Origin of the sequence: Streptomyces ficellus (assembly GCF_030406405.1) — a bacterium.
In the GTDB taxonomy this organism is placed as follows: Bacteria; Actinomycetota; Actinomycetes; order Streptomycetales; family Streptomycetaceae; genus Streptomyces; species Streptomyces ficellus_B.
The window spans coordinates 72,440-91,636 of record NZ_JAUEPL010000015.1; the positions used below are offsets into that span (position 1 = coordinate 72,440).

Annotated in this window: 16 protein-coding genes; 9 read left to right on the forward strand and 7 right to left on the reverse strand. The window is 73.0% G+C overall.

What is annotated here, in order from left to right:
* Window positions 1-78: 78 nt before the first annotated feature.
* Entirely contained in the window at window positions 79-201 is a 123-nt protein-coding gene (locus tag QWM81_RS12910) for a hypothetical protein (RefSeq protein WP_290111969.1), read from the reverse strand.
* Between the two features lie 71 nt (window positions 202-272).
* Between QWM81_RS12910 and QWM81_RS12915 the strand changes: the two genes are divergently transcribed.
* From QWM81_RS12915 to QWM81_RS12925, 3 genes are all read left to right on the forward strand, one after another.
* On the forward strand, window positions 273-746 hold the full coding sequence (locus QWM81_RS12915) for a MarR family winged helix-turn-helix transcriptional regulator (RefSeq protein ID WP_290111970.1): 474 nt from the start codon (window positions 273-275) through the stop codon (window positions 744-746).
* Window positions 747-911: 165 nt separating this feature from the next.
* Complete coding sequence (locus QWM81_RS12920; protein ID WP_290111971.1) at window positions 912-2,282, forward strand: TrkH family potassium uptake protein; 1,371 nt, start codon at window positions 912-914, stop codon at window positions 2,280-2,282.
* Complete coding sequence (locus QWM81_RS12925) at window positions 2,275-2,994, forward strand: potassium channel family protein (RefSeq protein WP_290111972.1); 720 nt, start codon at window positions 2,275-2,277, stop codon at window positions 2,992-2,994. The genes QWM81_RS12920 and QWM81_RS12925 overlap by 8 nt, the downstream gene beginning before the upstream one ends.
* A gap of 46 nt (window positions 2,995-3,040) precedes the next feature.
* Here the strand turns inward: QWM81_RS12925 and QWM81_RS12930 are convergent, their stop codons facing one another.
* The 3 genes from QWM81_RS12930 to QWM81_RS12940 all read right to left on the reverse strand — a co-directional run bounded on the left by QWM81_RS12930 (window position 3,041) and on the right by QWM81_RS12940 (window position 5,707).
* Complete coding sequence (locus tag QWM81_RS12930) at window positions 3,041-3,580, reverse strand: DoxX family protein (protein ID WP_290111973.1); 540 nt, start codon at window positions 3,578-3,580, stop codon at window positions 3,041-3,043.
* A gap of 205 nt (window positions 3,581-3,785) precedes the next feature.
* Window positions 3,786-4,271, reverse strand: a complete 486-nt coding sequence (locus tag QWM81_RS12935) for a hypothetical protein (RefSeq protein WP_290111974.1) — start codon at window positions 4,269-4,271, stop codon at window positions 3,786-3,788.
* Window positions 4,268-5,707: a WGR domain-containing protein gene (locus tag QWM81_RS12940; RefSeq protein WP_290111975.1), complete on the reverse strand. Its 1,440-nt coding sequence runs from the start codon at window positions 5,705-5,707 to the stop codon at window positions 4,268-4,270. Before QWM81_RS12940 ends, QWM81_RS12935 begins: the two co-directional genes overlap by 4 nt.
* Window positions 5,708-5,886: 179 nt before the next feature.
* Between QWM81_RS12940 and QWM81_RS12945 the strand changes: the two genes are divergently transcribed.
* Together QWM81_RS12945 and QWM81_RS12950 are read left to right on the forward strand one after the other, a co-directional pair.
* The gene (locus QWM81_RS12945; RefSeq protein WP_290111976.1) at window positions 5,887-6,585 is read left to right on the forward strand and encodes a class I SAM-dependent DNA methyltransferase; all 699 of its coding nucleotides are present in this window, start codon (window positions 5,887-5,889) and stop codon (window positions 6,583-6,585) included.
* A gap of 143 nt (window positions 6,586-6,728) precedes the next feature.
* Entirely contained in the window at window positions 6,729-7,493 is a 765-nt protein-coding gene (locus tag QWM81_RS12950) for a peptidoglycan recognition protein family protein (protein ID WP_290111977.1), read from the forward strand.
* A gap of 57 nt (window positions 7,494-7,550) precedes the next feature.
* On the opposite strand, the gene QWM81_RS12955 is transcribed toward QWM81_RS12950, so the two are convergent.
* Window positions 7,551-7,874 (reverse strand): CAP domain-containing protein, encoded by a 324-nt coding sequence (locus QWM81_RS12955; RefSeq protein ID WP_290111978.1) that lies wholly within the window; start codon window positions 7,872-7,874, stop codon window positions 7,551-7,553.
* A gap of 246 nt (window positions 7,875-8,120) precedes the next feature.
* On the opposite strand from QWM81_RS12955, the gene QWM81_RS12960 reads away from it, so the two are divergent.
* The 4 genes from QWM81_RS12960 to QWM81_RS12975 are packed head-to-tail and all read left to right on the forward strand — an operon-like array spanning window position 8,121 to window position 17,008.
* Window positions 8,121-8,435 carry an acyl carrier protein gene (locus QWM81_RS12960; protein ID WP_290111979.1) on the forward strand — a complete coding sequence of 105 codons (315 nt, stop codon included), beginning with the start codon at window positions 8,121-8,123 and terminating at the stop codon, window positions 8,433-8,435.
* Window positions 8,432-10,126, forward strand: a complete 1,695-nt coding sequence (locus QWM81_RS12965) for an amino acid adenylation domain-containing protein (RefSeq protein WP_290111980.1) — start codon at window positions 8,432-8,434, stop codon at window positions 10,124-10,126. The genes QWM81_RS12960 and QWM81_RS12965 overlap by 4 nt, the downstream gene beginning before the upstream one ends.
* Window positions 10,123-14,751: a non-ribosomal peptide synthetase gene (locus QWM81_RS12970; protein WP_290111981.1), complete on the forward strand. Its 4,629-nt coding sequence runs from the start codon at window positions 10,123-10,125 to the stop codon at window positions 14,749-14,751. Before QWM81_RS12965 ends, QWM81_RS12970 begins: the two co-directional genes overlap by 4 nt.
* A 37-nt stretch (window positions 14,752-14,788) precedes the next feature.
* Complete coding sequence (locus QWM81_RS12975; RefSeq protein ID WP_290111982.1) at window positions 14,789-17,008, forward strand: NADP-dependent isocitrate dehydrogenase; 2,220 nt, start codon at window positions 14,789-14,791, stop codon at window positions 17,006-17,008.
* A gap of 77 nt (window positions 17,009-17,085) precedes the next feature.
* Here the strand turns inward: QWM81_RS12975 and QWM81_RS12980 are convergent, their stop codons facing one another.
* Together QWM81_RS12980 and QWM81_RS12985 are read right to left on the reverse strand one after the other, a co-directional pair.
* Entirely contained in the window at window positions 17,086-17,715 is a 630-nt protein-coding gene (locus QWM81_RS12980; protein WP_290111983.1) for a DJ-1/PfpI family protein, read from the reverse strand.
* A 79-nt stretch (window positions 17,716-17,794) separates the two neighbouring features.
* On the reverse strand, window positions 17,795-18,778 hold the full coding sequence (locus tag QWM81_RS12985) for a GlxA family transcriptional regulator (protein ID WP_290111984.1): 984 nt from the start codon (window positions 18,776-18,778) through the stop codon (window positions 17,795-17,797).
* Window positions 18,779-19,197 lie beyond the last annotated feature (419 nt).

Here is a 19,197-nt window from a genome sequence, read left to right on the forward strand (position 1 = left end):
CGTGGGCATGAGGATGCGGATGCGGTACGGCGGCGCAGTCGCTCCGCGCGCGAGGGTGGGCAGGTGCGGGCCCCGCGGTCAGCCGGCCGCGGGGCGAAGGTGACGGTCCACGGGGTCGGGGGCCGCGAGAGCGTCGACGGCCGACCCGAGCGCGCTTCGTTCCCCGTCGGTGAGCGGGGCGGACGCGCGGGCAGTGGGCATGCACCCACTGTAGGTACGCAAACATAGCTATGTCAATAGACCTATTCGCCGAGGTACCTATAGTGGGGTCCATGCCCACCACCAGCGCGTCCGTCCAGGACACCGACCACGTGGCCGCCGAGCTCGTGGCGTGCCTGCCCGCGCTGCACCGGGCCCTCGACCGGCGCATCAGCCAGGACTTCCCGCACCCCAAGCTCCCCGAGGCCCAGCTGGCACTGCTCAAGCATGTCCAGACCCACGACGGCGTCACCGTCCGCGAAGCCGCCGAAGCCCTGCTGATGAAGCCGAACAACGTCAGTGCCCTGGTCACCCAACTGACCGAGCAGGACCTGCTGGAACGCCGGCAGGACCCCTCGGACAAGCGGATCGCGCACCTGCACCTGACGGCGCTCGCGAAGCAGCGGATCGCCGAGGCCGACCGCGTCATGGGCACTCACATCGCCGAGGCTCTGGGCGCCCTCACCGACACGCAACGGCACGCCCTCGGGTCGGCCGTGGACGCCCTCCACGCCATGGCCCGGCAGCTGCACCCCGCGAGCGGCTGACCGCGAAGGCCACCCGTGCGCGCCGTGACGGGTTTGCTGACGACGGCCGGTCTCCCCGTCACCGGGTGATCATCTGGGTAGGGTGAGCGGCCGGTGCCTCGACGTGGTGCCGTGTTGTTCGTTGACGCTCACGGGGGCTGAACCGTGGAGGAAGCCCGTCACAGGGTGGGACGGCTCGCCCGGGCGCGGCGGCAGTTGCTGACCGTGCACCCGGCTCGTACCGTCGTGCTCGCCTTCGCCACCGTGATCCTCCTGGGCAGCCTGCTCCTGGCGCTGCCCCTGGCGGCCGAGGAGGGACGCGCCACCGGGCCGGTCACCGCGCTGTTCACCGCCACCTCCGCCGTGTGCGTGACCGGACTGGCGGTCGTCGACACCGGCACGTACTGGAGCGGGTTCGGCGAAGGGGTCATCCTCGCGATGATCCAGGTGGGCGGCTTCGGCATCATGACGATGGCCTCGCTGCTCGCGCTGCTGGTCTCCGGCAAGCTGCGGCTGCGCATGCAGCTGACGGTGGCGGCGGAGACGAAGAGCCTCGGGCTCGGTGAGGTACGGCGGGTGCTTCTCGGGGTCGCGGGGACCACGCTGGCCGTCGAGCTCGTGGTGGGAGCGGTCCTCGCCCTGCGTTTTCGCTTCGGGTACGAGGAGGGGGCCGGCCAGGCGGCCTACCTCGGCTACTTCCACGCCGTGTCGGCGTTCAACAACGCGGGGTTCGGGCTGCACGCCGACAACCTGGTGCGCTACGCCCAGGACCCGTGGGTGACCCTGCCGGTCTCCACGGCCGTGATCCTGGGCGGCATCGGCTTCCCGGTACTGCTGGAGCTGCTGCGCCACCGCCACCGGCGGCGCACCTCGGACCGCCGCACCTGGTCGCTGCACACCAGGCTGACCCTGATCACCACTGCCGTGCTCCTCGTCGTCGGCACCCTGCTGACGTGCCTGTTGGAGTGGACCAACCAGGACACCCTCGCGCCGTTCGGCTGGGGCCACAGAATCCTGAACGGCTTCTTCCACTCCGCGATGACCCGCACCGCCGGGTTCAACGCCCTCGACATCGGCGCCCTGAACCCCTCGACGCTGCTGATGACGTCGATTCTGATGTTCATCGGCGGAGGCAGCGCGGGAACGGCCGGCGGCATCAAGGTCACCACCTTCGCGGTCCTGGCCGCCGCCATACTCGCCGAGGTACGCGGTGAGCCCAATTCGGTGATCCTCAATCGCAAGCTCGGCCCGCACGTCCTGCGTCAGGCCCTGACCGTTGCGCTGCTCAGCGTCGGCGTGGTCGTCGCGGCCACGCTCGCGGTCCTCACCGTCAGCAGGCACGCGTTCGAGGCGGTGCTGTTCGAGGTGGTCTCCGCCTTCGCGACCGTCGGACTGTCCACGGGCATCACCGCTGACCTGCCGACCTCCGCCCAACTGCTGCTGGTCCTGCTGATGTTCGTGGGCCGGCTCGGACCCGTCACCCTGGTCTCGGCCCTGGCCCTGCGCGAGCGGACCCGCCGCTACCAGCTGCCCGAGGAGCGACCTGTCATTGGGTAACTACCTGAACTCCCTTCGCCTTCGCCGCCGTAAGCGGCTCGCCGCCCAGTACGCCCAGCCGGGCGATCAGCGGGTCGCCGTGATCGGACTCGGCCGGTTCGGCAGCTCGCTGGCGGGCGAGCTGATGCGCCGCGGCTGGGACGTCCTGGGCATCGACACGGACGCCGGGCTCGTCCAGAAGTACAGCGACGGGCTCACTCACTCCGCCGTCGCCGACTGCACCGACCCGGAGGCGCTTCGGCAGCTCGGCGTGGGCGACTTCACCAGCGCCGTCGTCGCCATCGGCAGCCACATCGAGGCGAGCATTCTGGTCACCTCCAACCTGCTGGACGCCGGCGTGTCCAACATCTGGGCCAAGGCCATCAGCCGCCAGCACGGCCAGATCCTCGAACGCCTGGGCGCTCACCATGTCGTCCTGCCCGAACACGAGATGGGCGAACGTGTCGCCCACCTGGTGACCGGCCGGATGCTGGACTTCATCGAGTTCGACGACGACTACGCGCTGGTGAAGACGGTCGCCCCGGACGTCGCCACCGGGATGCCGCTCGGGCAGAGCCGGGTGCGCAGCAGGTACGGCGTGACCGTCGTCGGCATCAAACGCCCCGGGCAGGGCTTCACCTACGCCACCGCCGACACGGTGATGGAGCGGGGCGACGTCATCGTGGTCACCGGCAAGACCCATGACGTCGAGGCGTTCTCCGAGCTGAGCTGACCAGAGGCCGGCCGGTTCGTTCAGTCGTCGCCGCCAGTCGTCGCCGTCAGTCGTCGCCGTCGTCGGCGGACGCGGCCAGTTGGTCCTTGGCGCGCTTGCCGACCACGGTCGCCGCGGCGAGCGCACTGCCGACGAAGGCCGCCGCCAGCGTCCAGGGCCGGTCGAAGCGGTGACCGGTGGCGTGGTCGAGCGAGTACCGCCCGGGTCCGGTGATGCCGATGGCCGCCGCGGTGAAGCCGAGGAAGGCGGGGTATTCGTAACCGCCGGACTGGTTGAAGAACCCGGCCGGGGCGTGCACCGACACCGCGCCGGCCATGGCGCCCGCGGCGACCGCTCCGGCGGCGGGGGTGGCGAGCCCAATCATGAGCAGTGTTCCGCCGCCCGCCTCGCTGAGTCCGGCCGCGAGGGCGCTCTGCCGCCCTGGCCGGAAGCCCATCGCCTCCATCGCCCGGGACGTGCCGTCGAGGCCCCCGCCGCCGAACCAGCCGAACAGCTTCTGCGCGCCGTGCGCGGCGAGCACCGCTCCGGTGCCGACCCTCAGGACGAGCAGACCGAGATCGCGGCGGTTGGCTGGGGCTGAGGTCATCAGGGGCTCCCGGGCGTGACGGCGGATGCGACGACGGCGGATGCGGCGGCGGATGCGTACGGGTTCCACCATGCGTACGGGTTCCACTGTGGGCCCGGGACGCCTGGAGGGAACACGTTGTTGGGCCGTACGGCTGATGCGGCTTCGCGGACGACGGACAACGTACGACGGACGGCGAACGGCGGACGGCGGCGACGACTTCGGGTCACCCGCGGCCCGGTCGGTCCGTGCCGTGGACCGGCTCGACCTCCAGGAAGCGGCGCTTGCGCGGGCCACGGTAGAGCAGGGCCTCCCAGCCGAGCCCGCCCAGCACGCGGGCGCACTCGCCGAGCGCGCGGTCCTCCTCGTGGGCGGCGCCGCCACCCGGCGGGCCCAGCCATTCCACGCGCACCGTCCCCGGCGCCTCCCCCGGCCCCACCCGGTACCCGGTCGCCACCCGGCGCCCTTCCGCGTCGACGGCCGAGGGTGCGATCCCGGCGGCCTCCAGCGCCAGCGCGACCGCCCTGACCGGCTGGTTGCGCTCCCACAGGGCGGGCACCGCCCGGGGGTCCCCGCTCGCCGTATGGGTCAGCCGCCGGATCTGCAGCAGTCCCTCGAACGCCACCCGTACCTCGGCCGCCCGGCGCTCCGCCTCCCCGGGCGGCCTGGTGGGCCCGTCCCCGGTGGCCGCGGCGAAACCCCCGGCCGTCACCGCAGCCTCCTGATGTCCCCCCGGACCCGGTAGAAGCCGCCCGACGCCGCGTGCAGCGCGTCGACGACGTACCGCGCGCCCGGTTCCCGTATCGCCCTCGGGAACTGGACGTTCCACGAGGGCTCGTAGCCGTCCGACACCACATGGACGCGCATCCGCCCGCCCCCGTCCTGTACGCACTCCACGACCACCGAGCCGGCGGGCGCGGCCGTCACCGTCGTCACCGAGGAGACGGCGGTGGCCGGAGCGTACGTCGGCAGCGTCGCGGCGGCGAGCTTCACGTCCCGCGCGACCGGCACCGTGCCCTGCTGGGCGGCGGTGATCGCCGCCTCGCTCGCGTCCACGCACACCAGGGACCCGTCCGTGGTGACCAGGTACAGCCGGCCCTCGTGGTACTGCATCGACAGCGCCGAGCCGCCGCCGGTCCCGAGCTTCCACAGCCGCGTACCGTCCCGGTCGAAGCAGTACACCGACGACGAGGAGTCCCCGGCGAAGACGAACCGGCCGCCGGGCGAGGTGGCGCACGAGTACACCGCGCTGTCGCAGCCGTACGTCGCCTCCAGCGCGCCGTCCGCCTTGGACAACCGCTGGACCACGCGGTGCGCCGTACCCGCGTACACGGCGTCGTGTTCCTGCCAGCCGAAGAGGACCGGACCCCGGGTGGGCGTGTGCCACAGCTCGCCGCCACCGTCGGGCGCGTACGCCGTCACGCCCCGGTGGTGTCCGTGGTAGACGGCCCGGTCGTCGGCGCGCACCATCCAGGCGTGCTCGCCCCGGCCGCCGCGCGACCACTGGTGCTCGTCCTCGTGGTCGATCACGGTGAGCCGCCCGGCGCGGTCCGCGACGTTCAGCACGCCCTCGTGGATGTCCAGCCAGAAGATGTCCACGTCGGCGGCTATGTCGTACGCCGCGAACGGCAGCTTGGAGGACAGGTCGTACACCCGGCCGTCGTCGCAGCCCGCGTAGATCCAGAAGTCGTCGGCGACCAGGCACTTGACGCCGTCCGGGAGGCTGTAGCGGGCGAGGACCTCGCCGGTGTGGCCGAGTGTGTAAACGTCCCCCGCCTGGTTGCCGACCCAGCAGCGCTCGTCGTCCACGTGGATGCCGAACGCCGATGAGCCGGTACGGAACCGCCACAGCACCGGCGCAACCGCCCTCGCCGTCGAGGGCGCGGACGAGACCTGACGGCGTGTGACCGCCCGCGGGGCGCGCTGTCCGGGCACCGCCGGCGCGTACCCCTTGCGCACCTTCTCGCCTATCTTCTTCGCCGCGGCGGCCTGTGCCTTCTGCGGCGTGGGGAACGTGGAGGTCTGGGTCTGCCCGGCGGCCCCGATCCGCCCGTAGCGCACGGACACCAGCTGCCCCTGCACCGTCACCTCGTAGAACTTGTGCGCACCGCCGCCGTCCTGAGACAGCTCCAGATACGTCGTCGACATGGCAGACCCCTCCCCAGGGCAGGCCCCGCGGCCTGTTCCGCGAGTCCCACTGCCTGAACAGTAGGAGGACCCACTGACAATCACTTCGAAGGCAGCAAGTCCCTGGTCAGCGGCGTGCGGCCGTGGCCCGCGGCAGTGTGGTGGAGTGGGCCGGGAAACGGGCACTAGGGTCGTCGGGCATGACCGAACCACGCTATGTGCGTACCACCCGTGAGTCCTACGACGCCATCGCCGTCTCCTACGCCGAGCACTTCAGGGACGTCTTCGACACCCAGGCGTACGACCGTGCGATGCTCGCCGCCTTCGCCGAGCTGGTGCGGGGCGCCGGCGGCGGCCCGGTCGTGGATCTCGGCTCCGGGCCCGGCTGGGTGACGGCTCGCCTCCACTCCCTCGGACTGGCCGTCTCCGGTATCGACCTGTCCCCCGCGATGGTGGCGCTGGCCCGGCGGACGTACCCGGATCTGCGGTTCGACGAGGGTTCGATGACGGCCCTGGACATGGCGGACGGCGCTCTGGCCGGCGTCGTCGCCTGGTACTCCCTCATCCACATCGCGCCGCGGGACGTGCCGGCGGTGCTGGCCGAGTTCCACCGGGTGCTGGCCCCGGGCGGGCACCTGCTGCTCGCCTTCCAGGTCGGTGACGAGCCATTGCGTCTGACCGAGGCGCTCGGCCACGCCGTGTCGCTCGACTTCCACCGGTGGTCGCCCGACCGGCTCGCCGCCCTGCTGGACGGTGCCGGGTTCACGCTGGACGCGCGGCTGCTGCGCGAGCCGTCCGCGACCGAGAGGACCCCGCAGGCCTACCTCCTGGCGCGCAAGAGGACGGTGGAGGAGGCGGAGGAGGTGGTGGAGGCGGTGGAGGCGGAAGTGGAGGCGTAGGGGGGAGGCGCGGGGCGTCCGGTCGGAGCAGTCCGGCGGGCGCGGGTGGCCGGGGCCCGGAGACGATGGGCACCGGCGACACCGGTCACCGGTGGGTGCGGCACCCCTCGCGCGGCCGCGTGCCGACGAGCGGAGGGTGAGGCATGCAGCTGATACGGAGGCGCCGTTACCGTACCGCCGCCTCCCTCGCGGCGCTCGGGGTCCTCGCCGGCACCTCGCTGTGGCTCAACCCCTCCGGGGCGCCGCTGCGCGACGCCAACTCCGCATCCGGGCGGAAGCAGGCGCAGGGCGCCCGTCACCAGGGGCCCCGGCCCGCGATCGTGCCGCGGCGGGCGTGGCACGCCGAGACGGTGGACACGGCGCCCGGCGCCCGCTACGCGCCGTCGGTGAAGGCCGCGGTCATCCACCACACCAGCACGCCGAACGGCTACGACTGCGCGGCCGTGCCCGGCACGCTGCGAGATCTGTACGCCGGACACGCCTACGGCAGGCACTGGGACGACCTCGGCTACAACTTCCTCGTCGACGCCTGCGGCACCATCTACGAGGGCCGGGCGGGCGGCATCGGCAGGCCGGTCGTCGGCGCGCACACCAAGGGCTTCAACGAGGGGACGGTCGGCATCGCCGCGATCGGGACCTTCACGCGCGGGGAGACCGTTCCGGAGCCGATGCTCGACGCCATCGCGCGGCTGGTCGCCTGGAAGCTCGGGCCCCATGGCCCCGACCCGCGCGGCACGGTCCTCCTGGTGTCCACCCATGACGAGGCCCGTTACCCGAAGGGCACGAAGGCCCGGCTCCCGGTGGTCGGCGGGCACATGGACGGCTACCCCACCCGGTGCCCGGGGGCGGCCCTGTACGCCAAGCTTCCCGACATCGCCGCGAGAGCGGCCCGTATCCAGCGCCGTTGACGCCGCCGCGGGCCAGCCCGGTGCGCGCCGGCCGGGGGCGGGTCAGCCCGGTGCGGATCAGCCGGGGGGGGGCGGGGCGTGGCCCTGTGCGGCCGTCCGCAGTGTGCTGTTGACGCGCACGGGCGGACACCCGTACCTCGCGCGTTCGGTGTTGACCAGCTCGACGACCCGCTGGGCGTACCCGGTCGCCGTGCTCATGGCCTCGGCGCCTCCCGCACGGGGGGTGCTCGCGTCCTGGGGCTCGGCTCCCGTGCCGCTGGGCACATCGGTGTCGCCGTCCGTATCCCCGGCCATGAGGTCTCCGGTGACCACGGTGGCGACCGTGACCGCTCCGGCGATGACGGTTCCGATGCCCTGGTACGTCCCTGCGCGCCGCCGCACCGATTACACGTCCTTTCGCGAGGGTTGGCACGACAGGAGGACTTCCGTACGGGCTCTCGCCGGAGACCGGCCCGCTGCCGAAACGACCTCATAAGGCCAGCGCCGAGCCGCCGACGCGCCGCTCCGATCGAGCCAGCCATGGGGCAGGATGTGCGAAAGCTCGCCGGACATGTTCGATAAAAGCCGTCCGGCGGTGGTGGATTCAGGCCGAGAGCAGAAGGGACCGCCAGGGTGTCAGCCCCGCACGTGAGCACTGAGAGCACCTCGCCCGCCGACGATGTCGCGGAGGTCGTGCTGTCCGTCGTGGCCGAGGTGACGGGCGCCGGGCCCCACCGGCTGACGGACAGCTTCTACGACGTCGGCGGCACTTCCCTGGACGCGATACGCATATGCCTGCGCGTGGGCCGGGAACTGGGCGTGGACATCGCCCCCGAGACACTGCTCGACAGCGAGGACCTCGCCGGGTTCGCGGCGGTGGTCTCAGCCGCCCGGGACGACCGGCACGAGCAGGACGAGTGGGACGCCCGGGGTTCCCGCGACGACCGGGACGGCGCCCGATGACCGGCGGCGTGGTGGCCACGGCCGGCGGCCCGGCCGGCACCGTCCGCGCGCCCCGTGCCGACGAGCCGCCGACCGGCGCGGCCGGACCGTCGCTGATCCATGAGGCCGTCGAGCGGCACGCGCGGTGCACGCCCGATGCCGTCGCGCTGGTCGACGGTGACACCCGCGTCCCGTACGCGGATCTGAACGCGGCGGCCGACGCCTGGGCGGCCGAACTGCGGGACCGGGGTGCCGGGCCCGGCGGGTTCGTGCCCGTCCTGCTGCCCCGTTCGGCGACGCTGGTGGCGGCCATCCTGGGCGTACTGAAGACGGGGGCGGCGTACGCGGCGCTGGACCCCGAGTGGCCCGTCGAGCGGCTGCGGTCGGTGGCCCGGGTGCTCGCCCCAGAGGTGACCGTGGCGGACGGTTCGCGGGACGGCTGGGAGGGCCCGGTGTGGTCGCCCCCGGCGCGCGGTCCGCGGGGCGCGGCCGAGCAGTTCCGGGGGCGGCCGGTGGGACCTGGCCGGCAGGTGGACGGCACCAGCCCCGCCGCCGTCTTCTTCACCTCCGGCACCACCGGCCGGCCCAAGGCGGTGGTGTCCGGCCACCGGGCCACCGTCAGCCTGTTCGACGGCGGCTTCGAGCCGTTCCACGGCGGGCCGGTCAGACCGGTGATGCCCCAGGCGGCGCCGGTCTCCTGGGACGGTTTCACGCTGGAGACCTGGGGCCCGCTGATCAACGGCGGAACCAGTGTGCTTCTGGCTGGCGGGTACCTGATGCCCGGCACGCTGCGCGCGCTCATCGAGCGCGAAGGGGTGAACACCGTCTGGCTCACCGCGTCGCTGTTCCATCTCCTCCTGGACGAGGACCCGGACTGCTTCGAGGGACTGCGCCACGTGCTGACGGGCGGCGAACGGCTTTCGGTGCCCCGCGTGAGCGCCTTCCTCGACCGCCACCCCGCCATCGCGCTGACCAACGGTTACGGACCCGTCGAGACCTGCGTCTTCGCCACCGCGCGCCGCGTACGCCGCGCCGACTGCGACGTACCGAGCGGGATCCCGGTCGGTGTGCCCGTACCGGGCCGCCGCGTGCATGTCCTGACGGACGGGCGGCCTGCCGAACCGGGGACCACCGGTGAGATCTGCGTGTCGGGAGACGGGGTCGCCCTCGGCTACCTGGGGGACGAGGAGCTGACCGCCCGCATGTTCCCGACCGTCGCCCTCGACGGCGTACCGACGCGGGTGTACCGGACCGGGGACCTGGGGTTCCAGGACACCGAAGGCGTCCTGCACTTCGCCGGACGCGCCGACCGGCAGGTGAAGGTGCGCGGCCACCGCGTGGAGCCGGAGGAGATCGAAGCCGTCGTGCGCGCCCTGCCCGGCGTCGCCGACTGCGCGGTCGTGCCCGTCGCCCCCGCCCCCGCCCCCGGGCCCGGGCCCGCGGCGAACGGCGACAACGACGACAACGGGGGCGGCGGGGGCGGCGGGGGCTTCGAGCGGCTGGCCCTCTTCTACACGGCCGCAACCGAGGCGGCCGACGCCCTGCCGCCGCAGGCCGTGCGCCGGGAACTGGCCGGCAGGCTCCCCCGCCACCTCGTACCGGATCTGGTGCGCCGGCAGGCCGATCTGCCCCTCACCGCCAACGGGAAACTGGACCGGGCCGCGCTGCTGCGCACGCTCCGGCCGGGCAACGGCACGGAGGCCGACGCGTGAGCACGTACAGCGCCGGCGACGAGCCGACCACCCACCCGATGTCGTTCGAGCAGGAGTCGATCTGGCTGAACGACCAGTTCCAGGCGGGGGCCGGCCGTTACGTCGAGTCGTGGATCCACCGGCTGCGGGGCGACATCGATGTCGACGCTCTGCGGGCGGCCCTGACCGGTGTCGTCGCACGGCACGAACCACTGCGCACCGCCCTCGTCCTCGAAGGGGGCCGGACCCTGCAACGGGTGTCCCCTCCCGCGCCGGTTCCGCTCACCGTGCGACAGATCGACGCTCGCCCGCGCCCCGGCCCCGGCTTCGGCCCCGGCTTCGGCGATCCCGTGGCCGAGGCGATACGGGAGGCGGTCTGCGGGCCACTGCCCGCCGACCGGCCGCCGCTGCTCCGGGCGACGCTGCTGCGCACCGGCGAGCGGGACGCCGTCCTGGCCGTCGCCCTGCACCACGCGGTCATCGACGGCTGGTCACTGCGCCTGCTCGACGAGGAGTTCAGCGAGCTGTACCGCGCCGCCGTCGAGAACCGGCCGCCCCGGCTGCCCGAACTGCCCACCACCTTCGGCGCCTACGCCCGCGCCCAGCGCAGCGGGCCGGCCGCGTCGGTGGACGACACCGCCGTGGACTACTGGCGCCGGACGCTGGACGGCGCCCCCGCCGAGTCCACGTTCCCGCTGGATCAGCCCCGCCCGGCCGTGCCCGACCACCGGGGCGCGCGGATCGAGTTCTCCATCGGCCCGGACCTCGCCGACGCCGTGCGCGAGACCTGCCGCCGACTCCGTACGACCCCCTTCGTGCTGTTCACCGCCGCGCTGACCGCCCTCGTGGCGCGGCTGGGCGGCCAGGACGACATCGTGCTGGGCACCCCGGTCACCCGGCGCGACCGGCTGGAGCTGGAACCGCTGATCGCCTGCCTCAGCGACGTGATGCCGCTGCGTCAGCGGCTGCGCCCCGGGCAGACGTTCCGGGAGCTGGTCAAGGAGAGCGGCTCCCGCGTACGCGCGGCCATGGCGCACCGCGGCGTCCCGCACAGCCGTCTGGTGCGGGAGCTGGCGGGCGAGCGGGTTCCGGGGCGGTTCCCGCTGTTCCAGGTCGTGTTCACGGTGGACGACGCGGGCGCGCCCGGACTGCGGCTGCCGGGTGTGGCCGCCGAACGCCTCTACGGCCACAACGGCACGGCGAAGTTCGATGTGTTCCTCGAACTCGTCCCGAGGGAGGGCGGTTACCTGGCGCTGATGGAGTACGCGACGGGCGTCCTCAGCCCGTCGACCGCGCGGCGCCTCGCCGAGCGCTTCCGCACCCTCCTCGCCGACGCCACCCGTGACCCGGACACCGCCGTGGACGACCTGGCCGTCATGCCGGAGCCGGAACGGCGGCTGGTGACCGGCCCCCTGAGCCGGGGCGCCGAGCAGGAGGGCGACCGGCCGCACGCCCATGAGCTCGTCGTGCGGGCGGCCCGGCGGTGGCCGGACGCCATCGCGGCCGTACACGGCGAGCGCACGATGACGTACGCGGAACTGGCGGCGGCCACCGAGTCCGTCGCCAGGGGGCTGGTGTCGCATGGGCTGGCCGGGGAGCGGGTGGGCATCCGCGTCGAGCGGTCCCTGGAGGCGCTCGTCGCCGTACTCGGCGTCCTGCGGGCAGGCGCGGCCTGCGTACCGCTGGACCCGTCCCTCCCCCAGGAGCGGACGTCCTTCATGGTCGGTGACTGCCGCATGGCGGCGCTGCTGACCACCCGCGCCACGGGGGAGCCCCCGGCCGGGGACGTACCGGTGCTGTTCATGGAGGACGCGAACACGCACGGCGCGCAGGACACCCAGAACACCCAGAACACCCAGGACACCCAGGACACCCAGGACACCCAGGACGCGGACGAGCTGCCGGACACCGGGCCCGAAGACCTGGCGTACGTCGTCTACACCTCCGGCTCCACCGGGCGCCCCAAGGGCGTGGCGATGCCGCACCGGTCGCTGGCGGCGCTCCTGCACTGGCAGTGCCGCGCCTCGGCGGCGGCCGTGGGCTCGCGCACGCTCCAGTTCGCGCCCCTCGGCTTCGACGTGGCGTTCCAGGAGGTGTTCGCCACCTGGGCGTGCGGCGGCATGCTCGTCCTCGCGGACGACGCGACACGCGGCGATCCGCACCGGCTGCTCGACCTCCTGGAGCGGCAGGCGGTCGACCGGCTCTTCCTCCCCTATGTGGCGCTCCAGCAGCTCGCCGAGTACGCCGTGGCGGCCGGCCGCTCGGCCGGCAGCCTCCGCGAGGTGATCACGGCGGGCGAGCAGTTGTACGTGACGCCGGCGATCCGGGCGTTCTTCACGACCGCCTGCCCCGGGGCACGCCTGGAGAACCAGTACGGCCCCTCGGAGACCCATGTGGTCACCGCGCACGCCCTCACCGGTCCGCCCGCGTCGTGGCCGGACCGCCCGCCGATCGGGCGGCCGGTCCCGGGGAGCAGGGTGCACGTCCTCGACGACCGGCTCAGGCCGTGCCCGGTCGGTACGGTCGGGGAGATCTGCGTCGCCGGTGACGCCGTCGCACTCGGCTACCTCTCCGGGGAGGCGGCGCGCGCACGCCGGTTCGTGCCGGACCCGTTCGGCTCCGGCCGCGGCCTGCTCTACCGCACCGGCGACCTCGGGCGGTTCCGGCCGGACGGCACGATCGAGTTCCTGGGCCGCGACGACGACCAGGCCAAGATCCGCGGGTACCGCGTCGAGCCGGGCGAGGTCGAGGCCGCGCTGAAGGCGGTTCCCGGGGTGAGCGACGCGGTGGTCCACGTGGACGGCACCGGGGCGGGCGAGAAGCGGCTCGTGGCGTACTTCACCACGGCGGCGCCCGGCGCCGGCGGGCCCGGGCCGGAGGAGGTGCGGACCGCGCTCCTGGAGCGGCTGCCCCACTACCTCGTGCCCGCGCTCGCCGTCCGCATCCCGGCCCTCCCGCTCACCACGAGCGGCAAGACCGACCGGGCGGCCGTCCACCGGCTGTACGCCCCCAGCGCCTCCAGCACCCCTACCGCCTCCACCGCCCCCAGCGCCCCCACCGCGCCCACCGCGCCCGGCATGTCCACCGCGCCCGGCGTGGCTTCTGCCGGCGGGCTCGACAGCGACCTGGCGAGGATCTGGGCAGAGGTACTGCGCGCCGACCACGTCCACCCCGACCAGTCGTTCTTCTCCCTGGGCGGCGATTCCCTGCTGGCCGTACGGCTGTCGGTCCGGCTCCGTACCGAGCTGGGGCTGAACGTCCGTCCCGCCGACATCGTCGCGGCTCCCACGCTCACCGCACTCACCGCACTCACCGGGCTCACCGCACTCACCGGCAGGCGCGGCAGCGCCGCCGTCCGGCAGCCGGCCATCGGCCGCGAGACGCTCGCGCCGGACATCGCTCCCGCGCCGGAGGTCGTCACCGTCGCCACCGACCCGGCGCACATCCTGCTGACGGGCGCCACCGGGTTCCTCGGCGCGTTCCTGCTGCGCGATCTGCTGGAGCGTACCGACGCCGTCGTGCACTGCCTCGTGCGCACGGCGGAGGCCACGCGGGGCACAGCCACGGCGGACGAAGCCAGTCACGACGCGGCCGGCCGGCGGCTGCGTGCCACGCTGGAGCGCTACGGGCTCTGGGAGTCCTCCCGCGCGCACCGCGTCCGGGCGGTGGCCGGGGACCTGGCGCTCCCCCGGCTCGGTCTCGGGCAGGAGCGGTTCGACCAGCTGGCGCGCACCGTCGACGTGGTGTTCCACGCCGGCGCGGAGGTGAACCTCACGTACGGCTACGACCGGCTGAAGGCGGCCAACGTCGACGGCACCGCGGAGGTGCTGCGGCTGGCCGCCGCCCACCGGACCGTACCGGTCCACCATGTCTCCACCGTGGGTGTCTTCCCCGCGGCCGGTCCGCCGACGGGACGGGTGCTGCCGGGCCACCCCCTGGGGGACGTGGCGCTGCTGCGCAACGGGTACGCGGAGTCGAAGTGGGTGGCCGAGACGCTCGTCGCCCAGGCCAGGGACCGCGGTCTGCCCGTGACGGTGTACCGCCCCACCCGCATCGGCGGCAGCAGCGAGACCGGTGTCTGCCAGACGTCCGACTTCCTGTGGCTGCTCGTGAAGGGGTGCGTGCAGGCCGGCCTGGCGCCGCGCGACTACGTCTCGGACTTCGATCTCGTACCGGTGGACCACGTCAGCGGGGCGATCAGCGTGCTCGCCACCGACCCCTCGGCCGTGGCCGCGGGTGAGATCTTCCACGTCTCCAGCGAACGGCTCCGGCTCTTCACGGGTATCGCGGACGCTCTGCGCGGTCTCGGCTACCGGCTGGGCGATGTGAGCCTGGAGGACTGGCACCGCCATGTGGAGGGTCACCCCGAGAACGCGGCGTTCCCGCTGCTCGGGCTGCTCCCGCCACACGGCGCCCAGGAACCGCACGGCGCCCACGAACCGCACGGCGTCGCCGGCTCGCCGCTGTTCGACTCTTCCTCCACCCGCCGCGCCCTGCGCGGGTCCGGCGTGGTGTCCTGCGAGGTGGACGACGTGCTCTTCGCCCGGTACGTCCACTCCTTCGTACGGGAGGGGTTCCTTCCGCCACCGCCCGGGGAGAAGGACCGAGGCCCCTGTCGAGAACGGGTCACTCAGGAGATATCTTGATGTCGAGCAATGTTGCAGACGTGGAGCGGAGCACCCGGTGACTGACTCGACCATCATCTACACACACACTGACGAGGCCCCGGCCCTGGCCACGCACTCGTTCCTGCCCGTGGTGCAGGCGTACGCCTCGACGGCCGGGGTCAGCGTGGAGACCCGGGACATCTCCCTGGCGGGCCGCATCCTCGCCGGCTTCCCCGAGTACCTGGCGGAGGGCCAGCGCGTCGATGACGCGCTCGCCGAGCTCGGCGAGCTGGCCAAGACGCCCGAGGCCAACATCATCAAGCTGCCGAACATCTCGGCCTCCATCCCGCAGCTGAAGGCGGCGGTCGCCGAGCTCCAGCAGCAGGGTTACGCGCTGCCGGACTACCCGGACGACCCGAAGACCGACGAGGAGCGCGACATCCGCGCCCGTTACGACAAGGTCAAGGGCAGCGCCGTCAACCCGGTTCTGCGTGAGGGCAATTCCGACCGCCGGGCCCCCGCGTCGGTCAAGAACTACGCCAGGACCCACCCGCACCGGATGGGTGCGTGGACGTCCGACTCCAAGACGAACGTGGCGCACATGACCGCCGACGACTTCCGCTCCACCGAGAAGTCCGTGGTCATCTCCGAGCCCGGTTCGCTCCGCATCGAGCTGGCGGGCGCCGACGGCAGCACCACCGTGCTGCGTGAGTCGGTGCCGGTGCTGGCGGGCGAGGTCGTGGACGCGGCCGTGATGCGCGTGGCGGCGCTGCGCGAGTTCCTGGCGGAGCAGGTCGCCCGGGCCAAGGCCGAGGGCGTGCTGTTCTCGGTGCACCTGAAGGCCACGATGATGAAGGTCTCGGACCCGATCATCTTCGGCCACGTGGTGCGCACGTTCTTCCCGAAGACCTTCGAGCGGTACGGCGAGACGCTGGCCACGGCCGGTCTGAGCCCGAACGACGGTCTCGGTGGCATCCTCAAGGGCCTGGAGTCGCTGCCCGAGGGCGACGAGATCAAGGCGTCCTTCGAGGCCGAGCTCGCCGAGGGCCCCGACCTGGCGATGGTCGACTCCGACCGGGGCATCACCAACCTGCACGTACCGAGCGATGTCATCGTCGACGCCTCCATGCCGGCCATGATCCGCACCTCGGGCCACATGTGGGGCCCGGACGGCCAGGAGGCCGACACGCTCGCCGTGCTGCCGGACAGCAGCTACGCGGGCATCTACCAGGCCGTCATCGACGACTGCCGCGCGCACGGCGCGTACGACCCGTCGACCATGGGCTCGGTGCCCAACGTCGGCCTGATGGCGCAGAAGGCCGAGGAGTACGGCAGCCACGACAAGACCTTCGAGATCCCCGCCGCCGGTACGGTCCGGGTCATCGACGGCGCCGGCGACGTCGTGCTGGAGCAGCCGGTGAACCCCGGCGACATCTTCCGTATGTGCCAGACCAAGGACGCGCCGATCAAGGACTGGGTCAAGCTCGCCGTCACGCGCGCCCGCGCGACCGGTGACCCGGCCGTGTTCTGGCTCGACGAGGGCCGCGCGCACGACGCGAACCTCATCGAGAAGGTCACGGCGTACCTCCCGGAGCACGACACCGAGGGCCTGGACATCCGGATCATGGCCCCGGTCGACGCGATCACGTTCTCGCTGGAGCGGATCCGCCGCGGTGAGAACACGATCTCGGTCACCGGCAACGTGCTGCGTGACTACCTGACCGACCTGTTCCCGATCCTGGAGCTGGGTACGAGCGCGAAGATGCTCTCGGTCGTGCCGCTCATGAACGGCGGCGGCCTGTTCGAGACCGGTGCCGGCGGCTCGGCGCCCAAGCATGTGCAGCAGCTGGTGAAGGAGAACTACCTGCGCTGGGACAGCCTGGGTGAGTTCCTCGCCCTCGCGGTCAGCTTTGAGCACCTGGCGCAGACCAAGGGCAACGCGCGCGCCCAGATCCTGGCCGACACGCTCGACCGCGCGACGGCGACCTTCCTCAACGAGGACAAGTCGCCGAGCCGTCGCCTGGGTGGCATCGACAACCGTGGCAGCCACTTCTACCTGGCGATGTACTGGGCGCAGGAGCTGGCCGGGCAGACGGACGACCCGCAGCTCGCGGAGGCGTTCGCGGGCCTGGCCAAGACGCTGACCGAGCAGGAGCGGACCATCGTCGACGAGCTGATCGCGGTGCAGGGCTCGCCGGTCGACATCGGCGGCTACTACCACCCCGACCCGGCCAAGGCCTCGGCCGTCATGCGCCCGTCGGCCACCTTCAACCAGGCGCTTGCGACCCTGGGCTGACGCACTGTCAGTAATGTCACGGAACCGCCCCGGCCGGTACTCCCGGCCGGGGCGGTTTCGTGCCGCCTGACGGGCGTCTACGGCTGGGGCGTGGCGGCCTGCGGCCTGAAACGCGCCACCAGTTCGGCCGGGGCCTTGTCCGGCGAGCCGGCGTCGTAGGGCGGCTGGGGGTCGTACTCGATCAGCAGCTGTACGGTCTGCGCGTGCGTGTCGCCGGCGATCCTGCCCGCGAGGGTGAGCCCCATGTCGATGCCGGCGGACACTCCGGCGGCGGTGACGTACTTGCCGTCGAACACCACGCGCTGCCCGGTCGGTTGCACGCCGAACTGCTTGATCAGGTCCAGGGCCGTCCAGTGGGAGGTCGCGCGGCGGCCGTCCAGCAGGCCGGCGGCCGCGAGCAGCAGGGAGCCGGTGCACACCGAGGTCGTCCAGGTGGTGGTGGCGTCGACGGTACGCAGCCAGTCGAGCACGGCCTCGTTGGTCAGATCGGGTTCCGGGCCGCCGGGGACGACCACGATGTCCGGGTGCGTCACCTCGGCGAGTGACCTCCCGGCGACGAGCGAGAGGACACGGTTGTCGTCCAGGACCGGGCCGGTCCGCTCGGCGACGAACACCGTCTCGGCGCCGGGAAGCGGGGCGAGGGTCTGGTAGGGGCCTACGGCGTCGAGGGCGGTGAAGCCGTCGTAGAGCAGGATCGCGATCTGCATGCTGTCCCTCTTTTCGGGTTGCGGCGTACGCCGCAGCGCGTCGGGACGCGGCGGCGCGGCGGCCGGGTGGCCGCGGGGGTCAGTGGCTGAGCGCGGGGCGGAAGCGGCGGCGGTATTCGGCCGGTGCCGAGCCCAGGGCCTTGACGAAGGCGCGGCGCATCGCCTCGGGGGTGCCGTAGCCGCAGGCCCGCGAGACCTCCTCGACGTTGCGGGCCGTGTCCTCCAGGAGCCTGCGGGCCTGCTCCAGACGCACCTGTTCGACGTACCGCCCGGGGGTGACGCCCGTCTCGGCCCGGAAGGCGCGGGCGAAGTGCCGGGGGGAGAGGCGGGCGCGCTCGGCGAGCGCCGGCACGGACAGGTCGTCGTCCGGGTGCTCGGCGATCCACCGCTGGACCTCGCGCAACGGCTCGCGCTGTGCGGTCTGGGCGGACAACTGGGCGCTGAACTGCGCCTGGTTTCCGGGCCGGCGCAGGAAGACCACGAGGTTGCGGGCCACATGGAGGGCGGTGTCACGCCCCAGGTCCTCCTCGACCAGCGCGAGGGCGAGGTCGATGCCCGCGGTCACGCCCGCCGAGGTGGCGACATGCCCGTCCCGGATGTAGATGGGCCCGGCGTCCACCTCGACCTCGGGGTGGTCCCGGGCGAGCTTGTCGCTGTACGCCCAATGGGTCGTCGCCCGGCGGCCGTTCAGGAGTCCCGCCTCGGCCAGCAGCATCGCCCCGGTGCAGACGGAGAGCAGGCGCTGGGCGCTCGGGGCGTGGGCGCGCAGCCAGTCGATCAGGCGGGCGTCCGGTGCCCGCGTGCCCTGCCCACCCGGTACGAGCAGGGTGTGGGGTACGGGCGCGCCGGCGAGGGCGTGGTCCGGGACGAGGGTGAGCCCACTGAAGGTACGGACCGGCGCACCGTCCAGCGAGGCGGTCGTGACGCGGTACGCGCCGGGGTCGCCGACGGACAGGCCCGCGCCGGTGAACACTTCGACCGGGCCTGTCACATCCAGGCTCTGGACCTCCTGGAAGAGGACGACCAGCACGTCCTTGCCGCTTTTGCCGGGGCGCCGTGTCATGGGGTCGATTCTTCAAGCGGCCTTCACCGTCCGCAATGACGGGAATCCCACCCTTCCTGCCATCGCGGCCCAAGGCCGGCGCGCAGCCGGCCGGGTTCCCGGCCGACTTCCCGGTCGGGGACGCCGACGTGAAGGAGGCGTTCACCCGCCGGCACGCGGAGTGCCAGACGGCCACGCAGACCTGTCGCCGGAGGCCAAGGACGTCACGGGCGGTGAGGAGGTCGTCCGGGCGGCTATGGGACCGGTCGGTCGGGGCGCGTGGGCCGGGGCGTGCGGCGGGAGGCGAGCGCCGCGGCGACGGCGAGCGCCGTGCTCTGGGCGGCCAGCAGCAGCCAGAACAGCGGCGTCCCCGCGCCCTGGTGGTCGGCTGTCGCGGCCTACAGCTGGCCTCCTACGGCTCCGCTGGCCAGGGCGCCAAG

Bases quoted from the DNA above. Each gene is read 5' to 3' on its own strand.
- QWM81_RS12915 (WP_290111970.1), top strand. From the start codon at position 273: ATGCCCACCACCAGCGCGTCCGTCCAGGACACCGACCACGTGGCCGCC.
- QWM81_RS12945 (WP_290111976.1), top strand. From the start codon at position 5,887: ATGACCGAACCACGCTATGTGCGTACCACCCGTGAGTCCTACGACGCC.
- QWM81_RS12985 (WP_290111984.1), bottom strand. From the start codon at position 18,778: ATGACACGGCGCCCCGGCAAAAGCGGCAAGGACGTGCTGGTCGTCCTC.
- QWM81_RS12950 (WP_290111977.1), top strand. From the start codon at position 6,729: ATGCAGCTGATACGGAGGCGCCGTTACCGTACCGCCGCCTCCCTCGCG.
- QWM81_RS12930 (WP_290111973.1), bottom strand. From the start codon at position 3,580: ATGACCTCAGCCCCAGCCAACCGCCGCGATCTCGGTCTGCTCGTCCTG.
- QWM81_RS12940 (WP_290111975.1), bottom strand. From the start codon at position 5,707: ATGTCGACGACGTATCTGGAGCTGTCTCAGGACGGCGGCGGTGCGCAC.
- QWM81_RS12910 (WP_290111969.1), bottom strand. From the start codon at position 201: ATGCCCACTGCCCGCGCGTCCGCCCCGCTCACCGACGGGGAACGAAGC.
- QWM81_RS12965 (WP_290111980.1), top strand. From the start codon at position 8,432: ATGACCGGCGGCGTGGTGGCCACGGCCGGCGGCCCGGCCGGCACCGTC.
- QWM81_RS12980 (WP_290111983.1), bottom strand. From the start codon at position 17,715: ATGCAGATCGCGATCCTGCTCTACGACGGCTTCACCGCCCTCGACGCC.